Here is a 15,762-nt window from a genome sequence, read left to right on the forward strand (position 1 = left end):
TATTTACAACAGTGAGATGTAAAACAAGAGGTAGATTATGGCCATCAGGACTTTACCAGCACAGGGTTCATCCACGATGGCGGCATCTATCAGTAGTGAAGAACAACGCTTTATGACCGAACTCGGCAGGCGTATCACCGCCCTGCGTAAAGACGCCGGACTCACTCAGGTTCAGCTTGCACAGGCACTGAACGTTTCCCAGCAGGCTGTTCAGTCATGGGAGTCCGGGCGGCGGCGGATACAGATTTCAGCGCTGCCTGCCGTGGCAAGACAGCTTTCCGTTTCTCTTGATGCCCTGCTGGGCGACAGCCATACCCCGGCACCGCGCAAGCGCGGCCCGGCATCACGACTGGAGCAGCAGATTCAGGTGATAGGCCAGTTGCCCAGAAGCAGGCAGAAGCTGGTGTCGGAGATGCTCGACGCCGTGATTGCTCAGGCGCAACAGGCAGGAGCGGACGGGCTGGACGGCTAAGAAGACAGGTTTTTTAACGCGGGGGCGATGAGTTCGCACCTCATCACCCCCGCTCACCACAGGCAACTAAACGAGGTAGTTACTATGGCTGTACGCGATGATAAGGCAATACAACGCATTTCCCAAGCCGAACGCTATGCACGCGCCCGCTTTCAGGCGGTGTCGCTGCAAGGGGCCTGGCTTACCGAAGCCGGGTTTACCGACGGGATGCCGCTAAAAATACGGGTCATGCCCGGCTGCATGGTCATCACCGCCCAGAACACCCGCGAACTGTGGCACTGTCTCGAAGGACTCAGCATTGAACCCTTTGACCCGGACGCGGCGGCCAACTGGATCAGGCATTACCCCGGCGGCCTTAAGTTCGCTAAGTAATCAACACCACCCCCGGCCCGCGCCGGGGGTGTTTGTTTTAACGCGGGGTGTCGGGGCATCGCCCTGACCGGGTGGTTTTGGGGGCACGGCCAGTATGGCGGTGGCCACAAAACATTTCCTGTCCCGCAGTTGAGTACGGTTTAGTAATCAGCGTGATATATAATTTTATATGTACTTCCTAGCTCTTTCTGAAGAAGTTCAGCTAATTTATAACCATCATCAATAAATCGCTTTTCCTCTTCCATACTGTTAAAACTAGATGATGCCGGATCATCTGTATTGAGTATGGCATCATATCGCTTTGCCCAAGCATCAACGCTATCCTTTAACTCCAAAGATATCGGCAACTCATCGGGGGATATGTCCCCAAAATCATCTGGAGTTGTTCCCCATAATGGATGGCAATAATAATCAGCCATTAACTTTATTTCTTTCATTTTACTGAACCTCGCAAATTAGCTCCTACTACGTATCCATTATTTCCTACAGTAACAGCAATATTATATTTTTTACCGTCGATCATGGTTTCGTAAATTGGACGGCCAGTTCCAGTACCCTGATAACCAACAATTTTACCGTCAGTAACAGCCTTCATTACGACATCGGGAATACGTGCCTCTGATACGCCAATTTGTGCAAATTGGCTACCATGCTCTTCCACTATATGTTGCAATCCTGATTTTGAATTACCTTTCTCAAGGAAAATGATTTTTCCACTATTATTTTTTGCCGCACCAACAACATTTTCAGGTGTAAATTTAATACCCTGAGTTGTCATTTCTTTGAATAATGATTTAGTTGTTAAGCTATTTTTTGCTATCGCAATCAGATCCTTACCCAATACTCCCAGAGATGTTAGCGCTGCTTGATTCTCCGGATCTGATGCGTATGATGCAAAACTCATCCAGCCGGGGCTGTTTACATCAATATTAACCAGATCCTGACTATTCCACTGCTGGACATAAGCTTTGGCTTCTTCGCTGCTCATCACATCCACGCTAGGAATGCTGCCCAACCAACCGGGCCTTTCTGTCATCTCAATGCCACCCTGAGCCAGTTCTTTATCAATAACTACGGCTTCCAGTGGGTTATCTTTCAGCTTCTGAGCGGTTTCTGCACTTTGCTTATCACTGATTTGTTTCCACTTATCAATAACTGTCTGGCAGTCACCACCTGATGCTTTACACGCCTGCATTTCTTTGTCGAACGCAAGGGACTGCGTTGCACTCAGATAGTTATTCTCCACAACAACGTCATCCGTTGCGAAGTCAGCCGCCGAACCCACTTTTTCCCTGTTCCATCAGCCGGTTACAGCCAGTTTTCCCTGATGCATTTCGATAACCGGACACCGAAGCCCCGATACGCGGTTTTGGCCCCCGACATGCTACCGCCCTGCCGGGGCTTTCGCCTGCAACCCACGCATCATAGCAGCGGCGGCAGCCGCTGCCATCCGGTGTTGGGGGTTCTCCATCGCAACCCGTGACGGGGCCACAGCTTGCCTGTGGCTCCGGCGCGGGTTCTGCCGGCGCGGACGGCACAGAGTCCGCAAGCGACGCCCTGCGGCGCTCTGTGGCTCCGACGGTTAAGGAGAAGACGCCCCTGCATGACCACGCCATACCGGGGCGGGGGCGAAGGCTGGCCGGCACGGGAACGAGCAAGGCGGGAACCGACTGCGAGCCGTGACGGACAGATGCAGCGGGTGGGCATGAAGCCCTTCAGCAGAGGCCCGACGGGCCGACTTCTTCTTTGGGGTGGCTGTTGAGGATAACGCAAGGGGGAGATATCGGATGACGTATGGACTCGACGCCGGTGTTTCCGGCAACACAAGGCGGCCAGGAAGCCGAAGAACGCACACCGCCGCCGACAGCGGAAGGCAGCGCCTTGCGCGCCGCGCCTCACCCGCGATGCCAATGGCGGGGGCGCAAGACATAATGCGGATTATACGATACGAGCCGCACTTCGCGGTGGGAAGGTGCAGTGGGCTTGACCGGCGAGCGTCGTATAATCCCCCGCATTATGTTGAACGGCTGACCGGCCAGCCGCCGGGGTGACACGGAGCTCCGCCGCACAACGCGGGCCGGGCGGACGTTTACCCCCGCCCGCGACGTGGCATGACGGCAGTCAGCCCGACGGGCTGTCTGCCGAACCCGCTCCCGCCGCACTCAACCGGAGAGCGCTAACTTTTGGGGCTGTCCGGCCACGCGGGCGTGTCGTCCGGCTCCGGGGTGTCCGGCTGCTCCGCCGCCATCAGGTCGGCCAGCAGCCCGGTTTCCTCACTGTCCGACTGCTCTGCCGGATGGGTACTCGCATGGACCGCCTGCAACGCCCGGATTGAGACCTGCGTGTAGATTTGCGTGCTCTCCACGCTCGCATGGCCCAGCATCGCCTGTATCCACCGCAGGTCCGCCCCGTTCTCCAGCATCTGTGTGGCCATCGCGTGCCGGAACAGGTGGCAGCTTCCCCATTTCGCTATCCCCGACGCTTTGATGTAGTGACTGACCAGATTGGTGATGCCGTTCGGCGTCAGTCCTTCCACCCCGTCCAGTGCCACGAACAGTGCCGGGCAGTGCGGGTTCACCAGCAGTTGCGGCCTCACCGCCTGCACGTAATACGTCAGCCAGCGCAGCGCCCGCTGCCCGACCGGGATAACCCGGTCTTTCTTCCCCTTGCCCTGCACGATGGTCACGATATGGCGGCTCGCGTCCACGCTGTACACCTCCAGCATCGCCACTTCACCCCGCCGTATCCCGGTTGACCACAGCAGCTCCATCAGCGCCCGGTCACGGATGCCTTGCAGCGTGGTCAGGTCCGGCAACGCCAGTACCTGCTCCACGTCCGCCACGCTCAGGATATGACGCGGCAGCCGCTTTTCCAGCCGGGGCAACACCAGACCCGACGCCGGGTCGGCCAGCAGCAGATGATGCCGCGTCATCCAGCCGAACCACACCACCAGTGGCCCCAGCTGGCTGCGCTGCGTCCGCGTGCTCAGTGGCTCCCCGTTCGGTTTGCGGTACTGGTACAGGTGGCGCTGATAGTGCTCCAGTATCGGTAAGGTGATGTCCCGGCCATAGTGCAGCCCGCGCTCCGCCGCCCACAGGATGAACCGGTACTGGTGATGGGTTTGCGTCTTCAGCGTGGTTTCTGACCAGTTCCGCTCCCGACGCCACGCCACGAACCGCAGCAGCAGCGCGTACAGGCTCTTCGGGTCGCTGGCCGGGCCGATGGGTTTTCGGTAGACGTCATCCACCGTCAGCAGTGCATCGGCACGGGGTTTACGGTTGGCCATGTGTCACCCCCGTTTTCCCGGTCACAGGCAGCGGTGCGGATGGCGATTTTCCTTTTCCCCTGATTACTGCGTCTGACTCAGCCCCGACTGGTTCGGCATCCAGCCCTTGTGCCGTCTGGCCTGACGCCGGTTTTTCCACGCCAGACCTGGCCCGGACCTGAGGCAGACTTAAGCCAGACTTTTCTTCCACCGGGCCAGACTTGCGTTCGCTGCCCTCATGCTCGTCCACCTCCAGCAGCCCGCACAGGTGCGGGTCATCACCGCTTTTTCCGTCCCACAGCAGCTCATACTGCAACAGGTGGCCCCGGCTGCCGCCGTGCAGCAGCAGGTATTCCATTTCAGCCAGCCGCAGACAGTGGTTCTTGAGCTGGCTGTCGCTCCAGTTCGTCCAGGCCCGGATATCCCGCCGCGTGAACCGCACTTCGCCGGGCTGGCAGCCCTGACGCTGCGCCTGTTCGCCCACCATTGCCTGTATCAGCCGCAACAGCTTGCGCGTCTGCGGCGGCATTTCATCCAGCGTCCGGCCCAGCACCTCGTGGGCCAGCTGATTGGCCAGCGCGATATCGCTTTTTTCCACCTCGATATACTCGATAACCTGCCCCCGGTGCGTCACCCGTTTCACTTCACGCTGGTACTGATGCAGCAGCGCGATGGCCTGTATCAGCGTCAGGTACTTCATATGGTCGCGCCGGGTGCGGGTCTTGTCCGACAGGAACGTCAGCCGGTCGGCATACGGATTCACCACCTTCAGTGGCCGCAGTAGCCGCTGCGCGTTCTGGTGCAGCCGGGTCAGGTACTGCTTTTCTGAAGACTGAAGCAGCCCGGCCAGCGTCTGACCGTGGCGCTGCATCGCGTGTATCGCCTGCGTCTGCTCCCGCGACTCGTTCACGGTGAGAACCAGGCAACGGTTCAGCAGCTCTTCGTCCACGTCGCTGGCCGTGGTGGTCAGCATCAGCATCACCGGTCCCTGTACCTTGTATTCCCGCGTCACCAGCTCCCCGCTCTGCTCGTTCTTGCCGGTACTGGCGATTTTCAGTTCCCCGTCCGACTGGAGCAACTTGAGGGCATACGCCGCCTGCCGCACCCCTTCTTCTTCCGCGATGGCCAGGATTTTGTGCTGTAACGAGGTTTCACCGAGGTAATACAGGCTCTGCCCGGTCATCGCGCTGTACTGGATACGTTCTTCTTCCGGCATCATCCCCAGCACCGCCTCCATCAGGCTGCTTTTCCCGGCAGCGCTTGATGACTGGATAAGCACGGCCAGCGGTTTATCCAGCTTGCGCGACGTCGCCGCCAGATACCCGGTCAGCAGATTGGTCGATTCTCCCACCACCCCGCAGGCGGCGAGGTCGTCCACGATACGTGCGGCAAGGTCCGGGGACTTGAGTAACGCCAGTGCGCCCGCCTCGTCTTCCGCAGATAGCGTCACCGCCGGAGCGCGTTCGGCCTGCTCCGCCGCCTGCCGCTGACGCGCCTGTTGCTGCTCCAGCATCAGCAGCACCCGCCCGCATTCGCGTTTGATGACCGAAGACTCGCACTCAAGCTCTGCCGCCGCCGCGCTGATATACCCCTGACGATGACGTGAACTGTACATATCCAGACTGTCCACATGGAACGCGCCCGTGCTCTCGTCCCGCACCTGTACGTTCACTTTCATCACGTCCTGTACGGTGTTTTTCTGCCAGCCCCGCACCCGCCACACGCGCGGGCCGTGGGTCAGCAGCAGGTCGCCGGACGGGGTTAACTCCCCCGCCACCGTCGGTGCCGGTACGCCCGCCGGGGCGGTTAAGGAAGAAGGTTCAGACTCACCGTTTACCACTGTGTCAGCGCGGAACACCACGCCGGGGCCGGACCCGTTCCCCATCCATGCCGCCTGCTCCAGTGCCAGCCCTAACGCCGATTCCGGGCTGCCACTGTTGCGCGCATACGCATTCGCATCCAGCCCCGGCGGGAACCGCACCCGCCACGCCCCGATACCCGCTTCCAGCAGCGCCGCCGCCACGCTCTCCGCGCCCCGGTCGCCCGCCGCGTCCCGGTCATAGGCTATCTGCACCCGCTTCACGCCGTGGTACTGCAACGCCGCCAGATGGTCGGCGCTAAAACCGTTGGCCCCGTACGCCGTGGTCACGTTGCGGAACCCGGCACACCAGAACGTCATCGCATCGATCAGCGACTCGCACAGGATAAGGTCCGGCGACGCCTTCAGCGCCGCCTCGTTCCACACCCCGGCCAGCGGCGACGGCAGATACAGGTGCTTCGGCGAGCCTTTGAGGATTTTGTGGTCCGGCTGCACCCGACGCCCGTACAACTGCATCACCCGGCCACGCTGCGCCACATTCGCCGACTCCGCCCAGCCGATAACCGGCATCACCACGCAGCCCCGGAAGTGGTCCTGTCTGGTGGCCGCGCGCAGCACCCCCAGCCCGGCCAGTTTCTCACGCAGCCGCTTGCCCTCCTGGCTCGACGAGGACGGCAGCAGCCCCGCGCTGCCGCCGATACCGTGATGACCGGCGAACCCCAGCCGGAAGTGGCTCACCAGCTCGGGATGATCCAGCCCGCGACCGGCCAGCCACTGCTGCGCCTCCGGGCTCGCCAGCAGGCTCTGGTGGTAGAAGTGGATAACCTGATCCAGCAGCGCCTGACCGTCATCATCCAGGTCGGCGAGTTTCTGGCGGGGCGGCGAAGCCGGCGGGGAAGACAACTCCGGGGCGGCGGCTAAAAAAGAAGCCGAACCGGCCAGCTCCCGCAGCCGCAGCAGCGTTTGCGGGTAGGTCAGCCGCTCGGTGTGTTGCAGCCAGTCCAGCACCGACCCCGACGCCCCGCAGCCGAAGCAGTGATACAGGTTCTTCGACGGCGTGATGACGCAGGACGGCGTGTTTTCCTGATGGAACGGGCACCGGCACACATAGCTGTCCGCACCCTGTTTTTTCAGCCGATGCCCCTGAGACTGCGCCACCGCCCGCAGCGACACCCCGCGTTTCAGTTGCTCCAGCTCTGCCGGTGTCAGTCGTCCCATTTCCGCTGCTCCTGTCAAAAACCTGTCAATAGGGTTTCAGTAAAAATAACTCGACAAGCATATACCGCAGTGAGTAGTATTTACAACAGTGAGATGTAAAACAAGAGGTAGATTATGGCCATCAGGACTTTACCAGCACAGGGTTCATCCACGATGGCGGCATCTATCAGTAGTGAAGAACAACGCTTTATGACCGAACTCGGCAGCGTATCACCGCCCTGCGTAAAGACGCCGGACTCACTCAGGTTCAGCTTGCACAGGCACTGAACGTTTCCAGCAGGCTGTTCAGTCATGGGAGTCCGGGCGGCGGCGGATACAGATTTCAGCGCTGCCTGCCGTGGCAAGACAGCTTTCCGTTTCTCTTGATGCCCTGCTGGGCGACAGCCATACCCCGACACCGCGCAAGCGCGGCCCGGCGTCACGACTGGAGCAGCAGATTCAGGTGATAGGCCAGTTGCCCAGAAGCAGGCAGAAGCTGGTGTCGGAGATGCTCGACGCTGTGATTGCTCAGGCGCAACAGGCAGGAGCGGACGGACTGGACAGCTAAGAAGACAGGTTTTTTAACGCGGGGGCGATGAGTTCGCACCTCATCACCCCTGCTCACCACAAGCAACTAAAGAGGTAGTTACTATGGCTGTACGCGATGATAAGGCAATACAACGCATTTCCCAAGCCGAACGCTATGCACGCGCCCGCTTTCACGCGGTGTCCCTGCAAGGCGCCTGGCTTACCGAGGCCGGGTTTACCGACGGGATGCCGCTAAAAATACGGGTCATGCCCGGCTGCATGGTCATCACCGCCCAGAACACCCGCGAGCTGTGGCACTGTCTCGAAGGTCTCAGCATTGAACCCTTTGACCCGGACGCCGCCGCCAACTGGATCAGGCATTACCCCGGCGGCCTTAAGTTCGCTGAGTAATCAACACCACCCCGGCCCGCGCCGGGGGTTTTGTTTTATGGCTGGGGTGTCGGGGCGTGGCCCTGACCGGGTGGTTTTGGGGACACGGCCCACTGGCGGTGGCCACAAAACATTTCCTGTCCGGGGGTTTAAGTATTTTCGGTCACTGTCACCATTCAGGCTCAAGGACGGCAAGATGACAGCGGCACGGAGAGTCTGACCGGTAAAAATGACGATCCCGGCGCGGGGCCGGGATCTTGATCAAGGCTGGTAATCCTCATATTCCCAGGCAAAAACACGGGAGAGCTTCTGCGCGATCTCCATCCAGTCGTCACCTTCGCACTGATCGATATAGTCTGTGATGGTCTTTTTAATCTCATCCAGATCGTATTTACGAACCAGCAACGTGTGCCGCATCAGTTCCGGCAACCATCGGTGCTTGCAGAGCCATTCAGGGGTGCAGATATTTAGATGGAAATAATTTATCCCCTCTTCGTTTTCTGGACCTATTCTCAAATTGACCAATAGGATAAAACAGTTTTTTTCTTCGGGCTGATAACTTTCCAAACTGAAATCTGGAGAATCAACCCATATACCCTTTAAGATCGCTTTCATTTCTCAATACTCATATGCGCGTTGCCAGTGATCTTTCCGTCTTTTTGTTGGACAAAATTAGCCTGTATTCCTGTCGGATTTAAATGTTCTGGTGCATTGGGCTTTTCAGATGGCGGTCTATAAATACGTAATCCATCGGCACTAATTAAACATCCTGGACAATCTTTTTGATTAGTTACCAATTTGGCCCATCACCAACCCAGATTTGGCCTAATCGATCCGCTTCTGCTTTGGTGCCAGAACCAACACCATAATTCAGCTTCCCGTTATCACCCTGAACCACCGCTGCCAGTCTCGGATCCTGCTTCGCAATATTGTCCAGATTTTGCTGCACCAAATCCTCTTTGAGCTTCGGATAGGTTGCCGCGTTCTCCGCGCCGCTCGATGGTTTACCTTCTGTCTGAGTACTGCCTGCTCCCGGTTTTCTGATGATGCCGAAGGCTTCACTCCCGGCGTTAATCCTTCCTCCGCCGCTTTACCCGCGCCGACTCCAGCCAGACCACCGGCGATATACATCGCCCCCATCTGGTAGCCCACCGCCGATTTCGCCGCTTCTTCACTCATCCCGGTGCGCATATACGCCGCAACCATACCGTTGAACAGTTCCCGCGTCTGTTTCGCTTCCTCGCCAGTGCTCACCAGTAACTGCTGTATCTGCTGATAACCGTCCTGCGTTTCCTTCGGATTCTGATAGCCCAGATTTTGATAGGTCGCCTGTTTTTCCAGTGCATCCTGACGGGCGGCACTACAAGCTGAAGCACTGCCATCCATACAGGCAGTGACCAGTTCCTTACTGGTTTGCGCATCCTTACGGTTCAGCGCATCGCGCTCCTGTTTTTCCTGCTCGGTCAGGTTCTCTTTGTGGTTGAGATACGTCTGGCGGCTCTTGTCCGTGCTGCTCAGATAGTTATTCTCCACCGCATTGCGCCCGGCCTGTGCCCCCGTGGCTGCGCCGTCCACACTCCCTGAGGCTATCCCCGCCGCCAGGCCCGCGGCCACCGAAGCCAGCGCGCTGACCGACTGTTTCTCCGTTTCCGTCAGCGTGTTGCTGTCACGGCCCGGGTACAGTGCCTGCATGATAAGCAGCCGCGCCGCCAGTTCGCCACCGGCCGCGCCCGCGGCTCCCGCCACCGCATCACGGCCCGATACCTGCGCCACCACGGCCCCCACCAGCGCATGGCCCATCGCATTCGCCGCAATGTCCGAGGCCGTGGCGTTGCGCTCATCCGCTGGCATCGTCGCCTGTTTCACCAGCTGCGCCAGATACGGGGCCGACGCCCCCGCCAGCGCCTGTTGCAGGTTGCCGCCGCCCGCCAGCGCCTGCAACGCCGCCGTTGCTGCCTGCAACCCGCGCTGCACGTCGCTGCCCGTGCCGTACGACGCCATCACCGCCTTGTACGCTGCCGTGTCCGTCAGGTCTTTCCGGTATTTATCCCACGCTGCCTCGGAGGCGTTATCCGGCAGGCGATCCACCTTGCCACTGGCTTCTGCCGCCCGCGTCGCACGAATTTCCCCTTCGGTGCGCACCACCTCCATCACCTGCCCGCCCAGCGCCCCCACCGACTGCGCCAGTTGCAGCCGCTGCTGCTCCTTCTCCTTGTCAAACAGCGGACTCAGCCCGTTCGCCGCGTGTGCCGCATCCCGGCTCAGGCCCGCCACGTCCTGCTGCTGCCCACCCGGATTGCGGATGACCAGCGCCCCCTCGCTTACCGCCGCGTACGTGGTGCTGGCAGCATTGCCGCCCCGCCCCAGCGACATCAGCGCCGATGGCGCGGTCATCGCCGCCGTCTTCAGCGCATCCATCAGCCCCGGGGCCGTGCTCAGGCTCAGCCCGCCGCCGCTGTGCGACACCGAGAACTCGGCCCGGTTGTCGAGATTGCCAAAGCCCAGCGTGCCCGTCTCCAGCCGGTTTTTATCCGCGCCGGCCGTCGAACCAATCACCGCGCCGTCCAGCTGGGTGTGCCCGCCCACGCGCACGTCATAGCCGCCCTGACCCGCAAACAGCCCGGTCTGCTGCTCGCGGTAAAATGCCATGCTACCGCCCGACGCTGCCGCTGACTTACGGCCTCGCCATCAGTTATATTCCCCGACAACCGCAGCGGGCACAGCACGGTTTATTCCCGTCAACGTTACGCGCAGGCGTTTTAGCATCGAACGCATTGACCCGACTGCCGCCGCCAACTGGATCAGGCATTACCCCGGCGGCCTTAAGTTCGCCGAGTAATCAACACCACCCCCGGCCCGCGCCGGGGGTTTTTTGTTTTAATGCGAGGGTGTCGGGGCATGGCCCTGACCGGGTGGTTTTGGGGGCACGGCACACTGGCGGTGGCCACAAAACATTTCCTGTCCGGGGGTTTAAGTATTTTCAGGCAACCCGCCGCCACAACTCACGCTGAAGGGCCGATGGTTGGAAGACCTCGGTTTTAACACCGGCCAACCGGTGATTGTCACCGTCGAGCGCGGGCGGCTGGTGATTGAGGCGGAGATTAGGATCTAACCGGTAAAAACGACGATCCCGGCGCAGGCCGGGATCTTTTCACTACAGTAAATTATCATATCAGAGCAGAGATATGTTTATATTCACCCAACGCTACGACTTCACAATCAGATTCATCTAAAGCACCTAATATATAAAAAACCACACCACCATTTAACCAAATTAGTTTCATCCAATCAGATCTAGTTCTGACATTAAAATCAATTTTCTTTACCAGAACCAACAAAAAGCCCAAAAGAAATATTTTTTTCAGAGTTTATTAATGGCTTTAGATCATTAAGGTGAGATAAAGATAAACGACAAAAACCAGACAAAATCAAACCTTTATCCATATCTGTTATAACATCAATTTTATCAAGTAAATTCTCAACATCGTAACCTCTTGCCTTCAGCAAGCCCCATGTTTTCTTATATCTTATAATCCGATTATCAGGCTGATAACCAGATAATTGTAAAAAAACAAAAAAATCCGCCATCTCATTGTTAGCACAAAGCCTTTCAGCCATCCGACCAAGAAGATTTATTGTTCCGTCTCCACGTCCATGTTTATGCAACTCCCAGCTTACAGCGGATATATTTTTTTCAGCAATGCCCAATGAATTGAAATTAGCAATTTCATTTGGCTGATAAATATCCTCTGCAACCCTAACAATATAATCAATAGTCATAATGGTTGCCCTTTTGATCATTGAAATGTGGGCCTCGGTTCTGTATATCACTTTCACCAAAAAAATGCCCGTTTGCATCATCCCTAATTTGAATTGTCTGAGTACCACCTCCAGATTTAGGTACATCAAACTCATAAATTTTTCCCGGTTGAGAATTTCCTCTTTTATCCACATTAGGCAATACCCTATCTGGACTTTGACTCACTGGTATTCCCGATCTGCGTTTTGCTTCATTGAAAGCACCGGATCTACCCGCACCTTCTGGCGATAAATTTTCAGGGCGATTACCTTCTGACTTATAAGCCAAATCATCCTTATTCGGCCCATCCGGGATCGGCGTCGTGGTGGTATTTCCGGCAGTAGACGGTGCGCCATCGGTATTTCCGGTATGGCTGGCTCTATTGTTATCCGACTGATCCGGCGTCGTCAGCGTGGTGGCCGTGCTCTCCGTCGGGGCCGGGTTTTCCAGCTTGCCGCCGGTCGGATCTTTATCTGCTATCGGTAACTCCGTATGCCCCGGCCCACGGGTGCCGTCACGCACCGCGCACTGCTCGCGGGTGCCTTCACAGCTTCCTCCCATCTCCTCGTCGTCGCCTTTACCGCTTCCCTGACGAACGCCCTGACCGACCGCACCGGCGACCGCTGCCGCTTCACCGCCGACAGCCACAGGGGCCGCCGGTGGCGGTGCCATGAAGTTATTCTCGATCGCATTGCGCCCGGCCTGTGCCCCCGTGGCGGCGGCGTCCACACTCCCTGAGGCTATTCCCGCTGCCAGGCCCGCTGCCACCGAAGCCAGCGCACTCACCGACTGTTTCTCCGTTTCCGTCAGCGTGTTGCTGTCACGACCCGGGTACAGCGCCTGCATGATAAGCAGCCGCGCCGCCAGTTCGCCGCCCGCCGCGCCCGCGGCTCCCGCCACCGCATCACGGCCCGATACCTGTGCCACCACGGCCCCCACCAGCGCATGGCCCATCGCATTCGCCGCAATGTCCGAGGCCGTGGCGTTCTTCTCGTCCGCTGGCATCGTCGCCTGTTTCACCAGCTGCGCCAGATACGGGGCCGAGGCCCCCGCCAGCGCCTGTTGCAGGTTGCCGCCGCCCGCCAGCGCCTGCAACGCCGCCGTTGCTGCCTGCAACCCGCGCTGCACGTCGCTGCCCGTGCCGTACGACGCCATCACCGCCTTGTACGCCGCCGTGTCCGTCAGCGCCTTACGGTAATTCGTCCACGCCTGCTCCTTCTCCTCCTGCGTCTTCAGCGTCGCCTCATCCGGCTTCGCCACCTGCCCCCCGGCCGCCTGCGTCGCCCGGATGTCCCCCGCCGTGCGCACCGCCTCCATCACCTGCCCGCCCAGCGCCCCCACCGACTGCGCCAGCTGCAAGCGCTGCTGCTCCTTCTCCTTGTCAAACAGCGGACTCAGCCCGTTCGCCGCGTGTGCCGCATCCCGGCTCAGGCCCGCCACGTCCTGCTGCTGACCGCCCGGATTGCGGATGACCAGCGCCCCCTCACTCACCGCCGCGTACGTGGTGCTGCTGGCGTTACCGCCCCGCCCCAGCGACATCAGCGCCGACGGCGTGGTCATCGCCGCCGTTTTCAGCGCATCCATCAGCCCCGGCGCCGCGCTCAGGCTTATCCCGCCGCCGCTGTGCGACACCGAAAACTCGGCCCGGTTGTCAATATTGCCAAAGCCCAGCGTGCCCGTCTCCAGCCGGTTTTTCTCCGCGCTGGCCGTCGAGCCTATCACCGCGCCGTCCAGCTGGGTGTGCCCGTCCACGCGCACGTCATACCCGCCCTGACCGGCAAACAGCCCGGTCTGCTGCTGCACGCTGTCAAAACGGCTGCGCAGTGTGTCCCGGCTGGCCCCCAGATAGGCGCTGCCGGTCATGCTGCCAACGGTCAGGCTGCCGCCCGCCGACACGCTGGTCTGCGTCGAGTCATAGCGGTTGCTGTCCTGCTGGCTCGCCAGCCGCAGGTCGCCGCCCACGTTCGCCACAATGCGCTCGCCGCTCACCTGCGCCCCGGTCAGCCGCGTGTCGCCGCCGCTGGTCAGGCTCACCTGATGCCCCGCATCCACCGTGGTCTCCGACCAGCTGTTGCCGCTGCCGAGCTCACGGCCGCTGGCCGCATTGCCGTTGGCAAACACGCTGAACCCGGCCCCGCCATTGCTCAGGCCGACGCTGACACCGATATTCCCGCCGCTGCTGTGATTGCTGCCGCTCATCGACTCGGTGTTGCGCGCCGACAGCAGGTTAATCGCCCGCGACGCGTTCAGCGCCACATTGTTGGCCGCCTTCATCTGGCTGCCGACGGCGGTGATATCCCCCTCGCGCGCCACCACGCTGATATCATGGCCCGCGTTCAGCGTCGAGGCAAAACTCTGCCACTGCTCGTGGGTCTGGCTGCTCGCCGCGCGCTGCGACCCCAGCGACACGCTGATGCCAACAAACGACGAAGCCCCCAGATTATTGGTATCCAGCTGTGTGCCCTGATACGCCTGATACCCCGACAGCGCCGCCTTCATCCCTTCCAGCGCCCGCAGCCGGCTGTCGCTCTGCGTCCGCGCCGCCTGCACCGCCTGCACCCCGGCGTTGATGGCCGCGCCCACCACGCCTGACAGCGCCACCGTCAGGCCCGCCGTTTTCTGCTCGAGGCGCTGTGTCTGGCTGTGCTGGTCGTGGCCCGGGTCCAGGGTGACGCGTTCACCCGTCACCTGAATGTCCCGCGCCGCCATCACGTCGGTGGCCGTCAGGCTCACCTGCTGCCCCGCACTCAGGCGCACCGTGCCCCCGGTGCTGCCCAGCGTGCTCACGCTCTGGCTCTGCGTCACCCCCGCCGCGTCCAGCGTCTGGCGCAGCGACGTGCTGCCTATCGTGAACCCGAGGCCGCCGCCGCTGAATATCCCGCTCTTTTTGCGGCTCACCTCTTCAAACTGCCGGTACGTCTCGGTGCCCGCCGAGGTGGTGAGGTCACGCCCCGCCGCCAGCGTCAGGTCGCCGTCCGCCGCCACCGCCGAGCCCGTCACCCCGATGTCCCGTCCCGCCAGCAGCGACACACTGCCCGCCGACAGCAGCGTCCCCTTCTCGGTGCTCTGCTCGGTGTCGCGCACCGTGTGCGTCACGGTCTTCGAGAAGGCCTTCTTCTTCACCGTGGTTTCTTCAAAAAAGTCATGCTGACGTTCCGTTGCCGACAGCAGGCTCAGGTCGCGCCCCGCCAGCGCCGTCAGCGCCCCGCCCGCCTGCAGCGACGAGCCCTGCACCCGGATGTCCTGACCGGCCTGCAGACTCAGCCCCGTGCCCGCCGTCAGCGCCGTGCTCTGCTGCGTCTGCGTCTGCTGCCAGTCCAGATGCCGGTTCCACGCATTCTGGCTGAACTGCGATTCGCTGCCCGACAGCAGGCTCAGGTCACGCCCTGCCGACAGCGCCATCGCCCCGCCGGCGGACAGCGCCGCCGCCGTGGCGCGGATATCCTGCCCGGCCTGCAGGCTCAGGCTGCCGCCGCTGGCCAGCTGGCTCTGCAACAGCCCCTGCTCGCGGCGCTCGTGCGTGTCGCCGCCCTGCACGTTCACCGTCCCGCGCTCGGTGGTCAGCGCCGTCAGCCGGAGGTCACGCCCCGCCGACAGCGCCATCGCCCCGCCGGAGGCCAGCTGTGCGCCCGCCAGCTCCAGGTCGCGCCCGGCCTGCAGCGTCAGCCCGTCGCGCGCCTGAATCAACCCCGCCTGCCCCACGTCGGTACGCAGCAGCGACCCGGTGCCGCGCCCGTCCTTCGCCGCCGTCTGCCAGGTGTTCAGCGTGGTGCGGTTGAGGATGTCCCCGGTGACGCTCGCCAGCGTCACCTGCCCGCCCGTCACCGTCGCGCTGGTGTTGGTCAGGTTGCCGAACGCCACCACGTTCAGGCTGCCGTCCGCCGACAGCAGCCCGCCCTCCCGGTTGCTCACCGTGCCGC

The 15,762-nt window shown here is 60.7% G+C and carries 15 protein-coding genes and 1 pseudogene; 7 read left to right on the forward strand and 9 right to left on the reverse strand.

Annotated elements, in window-relative coordinates; all coding sequences use genetic code 11:
* The first annotated feature begins 37 nt into the window (after positions 1-37).
* Both DAQ1742_RS10690 and DAQ1742_RS10695 read left to right on the forward strand, forming a co-directional pair.
* Positions 38-472, forward strand: coding sequence for a helix-turn-helix domain-containing protein (locus DAQ1742_RS10690; RefSeq protein ID WP_232046441.1), 435 nt, complete (start codon positions 38-40; stop codon positions 470-472).
* An 84-nt stretch (positions 473-556) separates the two neighbouring features.
* A complete protein-coding gene (locus DAQ1742_RS10695; RefSeq protein ID WP_145916140.1) occupies positions 557-844 on the forward strand; it encodes a SymE family type I addiction module toxin in 288 nt (95 codons plus the stop codon).
* Positions 845-984: 140 nt separating this feature from the next.
* Here the strand turns inward: DAQ1742_RS10695 and DAQ1742_RS10700 are convergent, their stop codons facing one another.
* Together DAQ1742_RS10700 and DAQ1742_RS20390 are read right to left on the reverse strand one after the other, a co-directional pair.
* A complete protein-coding gene (locus DAQ1742_RS10700; RefSeq protein ID WP_035345576.1) occupies positions 985-1,281 on the reverse strand; it encodes a hypothetical protein in 297 nt (98 codons plus the stop codon).
* Positions 1,278-2,090 (reverse strand): hypothetical protein, encoded by an 813-nt coding sequence (locus DAQ1742_RS20390; RefSeq protein WP_456298318.1) that lies wholly within the window; start codon positions 2,088-2,090, stop codon positions 1,278-1,280. The genes DAQ1742_RS10700 and DAQ1742_RS20390 overlap by 4 nt, the downstream gene beginning before the upstream one ends.
* A gap of 548 nt (positions 2,091-2,638) precedes the next feature.
* Between DAQ1742_RS20390 and DAQ1742_RS20565 the strand changes: the two genes are divergently transcribed.
* Positions 2,639-2,776, forward strand: coding sequence for a hypothetical protein (locus DAQ1742_RS20565; RefSeq protein ID WP_232046442.1), 138 nt, complete (start codon positions 2,639-2,641; stop codon positions 2,774-2,776).
* A gap of 244 nt (positions 2,777-3,020) precedes the next feature.
* Here the strand turns inward: DAQ1742_RS20565 and xerC are convergent, their stop codons facing one another.
* The 3 genes from xerC to DAQ1742_RS20790 form a co-directional block, all read right to left on the reverse strand.
* The gene (xerC, locus tag DAQ1742_RS10720; protein ID WP_067486505.1) at positions 3,021-4,130 is read right to left on the reverse strand and encodes a site-specific tyrosine recombinase XerC; all 1,110 of its coding nucleotides are present in this window, start codon (positions 4,128-4,130) and stop codon (positions 3,021-3,023) included.
* Entirely contained in the window at positions 4,117-7,146 is a 3,030-nt protein-coding gene (locus DAQ1742_RS10725; RefSeq protein ID WP_067486508.1) for a CHC2 zinc finger domain-containing protein, read from the reverse strand. The genes xerC and DAQ1742_RS10725 overlap by 14 nt, the downstream gene beginning before the upstream one ends.
* A gap of 80 nt (positions 7,147-7,226) precedes the next feature.
* Positions 7,227-7,439 carry a hypothetical protein gene (locus tag DAQ1742_RS20790; protein WP_331886438.1) on the reverse strand — a complete coding sequence of 71 codons (213 nt, stop codon included), beginning with the start codon at positions 7,437-7,439 and terminating at the stop codon, positions 7,227-7,229.
* 44 nt (positions 7,440-7,483) lie between these two features.
* On the opposite strand from DAQ1742_RS20790, the gene DAQ1742_RS20795 reads away from it, so the two are divergent.
* A complete protein-coding gene (locus DAQ1742_RS20795; protein ID WP_331886440.1) occupies positions 7,484-7,693 on the forward strand; it encodes a hypothetical protein in 210 nt (69 codons plus the stop codon).
* Between the two features lie 83 nt (positions 7,694-7,776).
* Positions 7,777-8,064 carry a SymE family type I addiction module toxin gene (locus DAQ1742_RS10735; RefSeq protein WP_145916180.1) on the forward strand — a complete coding sequence of 96 codons (288 nt, stop codon included), beginning with the start codon at positions 7,777-7,779 and terminating at the stop codon, positions 8,062-8,064.
* 240 nt (positions 8,065-8,304) lie between these two features.
* Here the strand turns inward: DAQ1742_RS10735 and DAQ1742_RS10740 are convergent, their stop codons facing one another.
* Both DAQ1742_RS10740 and DAQ1742_RS20715 read right to left on the reverse strand, forming a co-directional pair.
* Complete coding sequence (locus DAQ1742_RS10740; RefSeq protein ID WP_035341750.1) at positions 8,305-8,658, reverse strand: immunity 8 family protein; 354 nt, start codon at positions 8,656-8,658, stop codon at positions 8,305-8,307.
* Between the two features lie 255 nt (positions 8,659-8,913).
* Complete coding sequence (locus DAQ1742_RS20715; protein WP_269472537.1) at positions 8,914-10,692, reverse strand: VENN motif pre-toxin domain-containing protein; 1,779 nt, start codon at positions 10,690-10,692, stop codon at positions 8,914-8,916.
* On the opposite strand from DAQ1742_RS20715, the gene DAQ1742_RS10750 reads away from it, so the two are divergent.
* Together DAQ1742_RS10750 and DAQ1742_RS10755 are read left to right on the forward strand one after the other, a co-directional pair.
* A complete protein-coding gene (locus tag DAQ1742_RS10750) occupies positions 10,691-10,882 on the forward strand; it encodes a hypothetical protein (RefSeq protein WP_145916179.1) in 192 nt (63 codons plus the stop codon). The genes DAQ1742_RS20715 and DAQ1742_RS10750 overlap by 2 nt on opposite strands.
* Positions 10,883-11,029: 147 nt before the next feature.
* Positions 11,030-11,155 (forward strand): annotated as a pseudogene (locus DAQ1742_RS10755) (SymE family type I addiction module toxin); the annotation flags it as partial.
* 200 nt (positions 11,156-11,355) lie between these two features.
* On the opposite strand, the gene DAQ1742_RS10760 reads toward DAQ1742_RS10755, so the two are convergent.
* Both DAQ1742_RS10760 and DAQ1742_RS10765 read right to left on the reverse strand, forming a co-directional pair.
* The gene (locus DAQ1742_RS10760; RefSeq protein ID WP_180706108.1) at positions 11,356-11,823 is read right to left on the reverse strand and encodes a hypothetical protein; all 468 of its coding nucleotides are present in this window, start codon (positions 11,821-11,823) and stop codon (positions 11,356-11,358) included.
* Positions 11,813-15,754: a hemagglutinin repeat-containing protein gene (locus DAQ1742_RS10765; protein ID WP_180706091.1), complete on the reverse strand. Its 3,942-nt coding sequence runs from the start codon at positions 15,752-15,754 to the stop codon at positions 11,813-11,815. The genes DAQ1742_RS10760 and DAQ1742_RS10765 overlap by 11 nt, the downstream gene beginning before the upstream one ends.
* Positions 15,755-15,762 lie beyond the last annotated feature (8 nt).

Source organism: Dickeya aquatica (assembly GCF_900095885.1).
In the GTDB taxonomy this organism is placed as follows: Bacteria; Pseudomonadota; Gammaproteobacteria; order Enterobacterales; family Enterobacteriaceae; genus Dickeya; species Dickeya aquatica.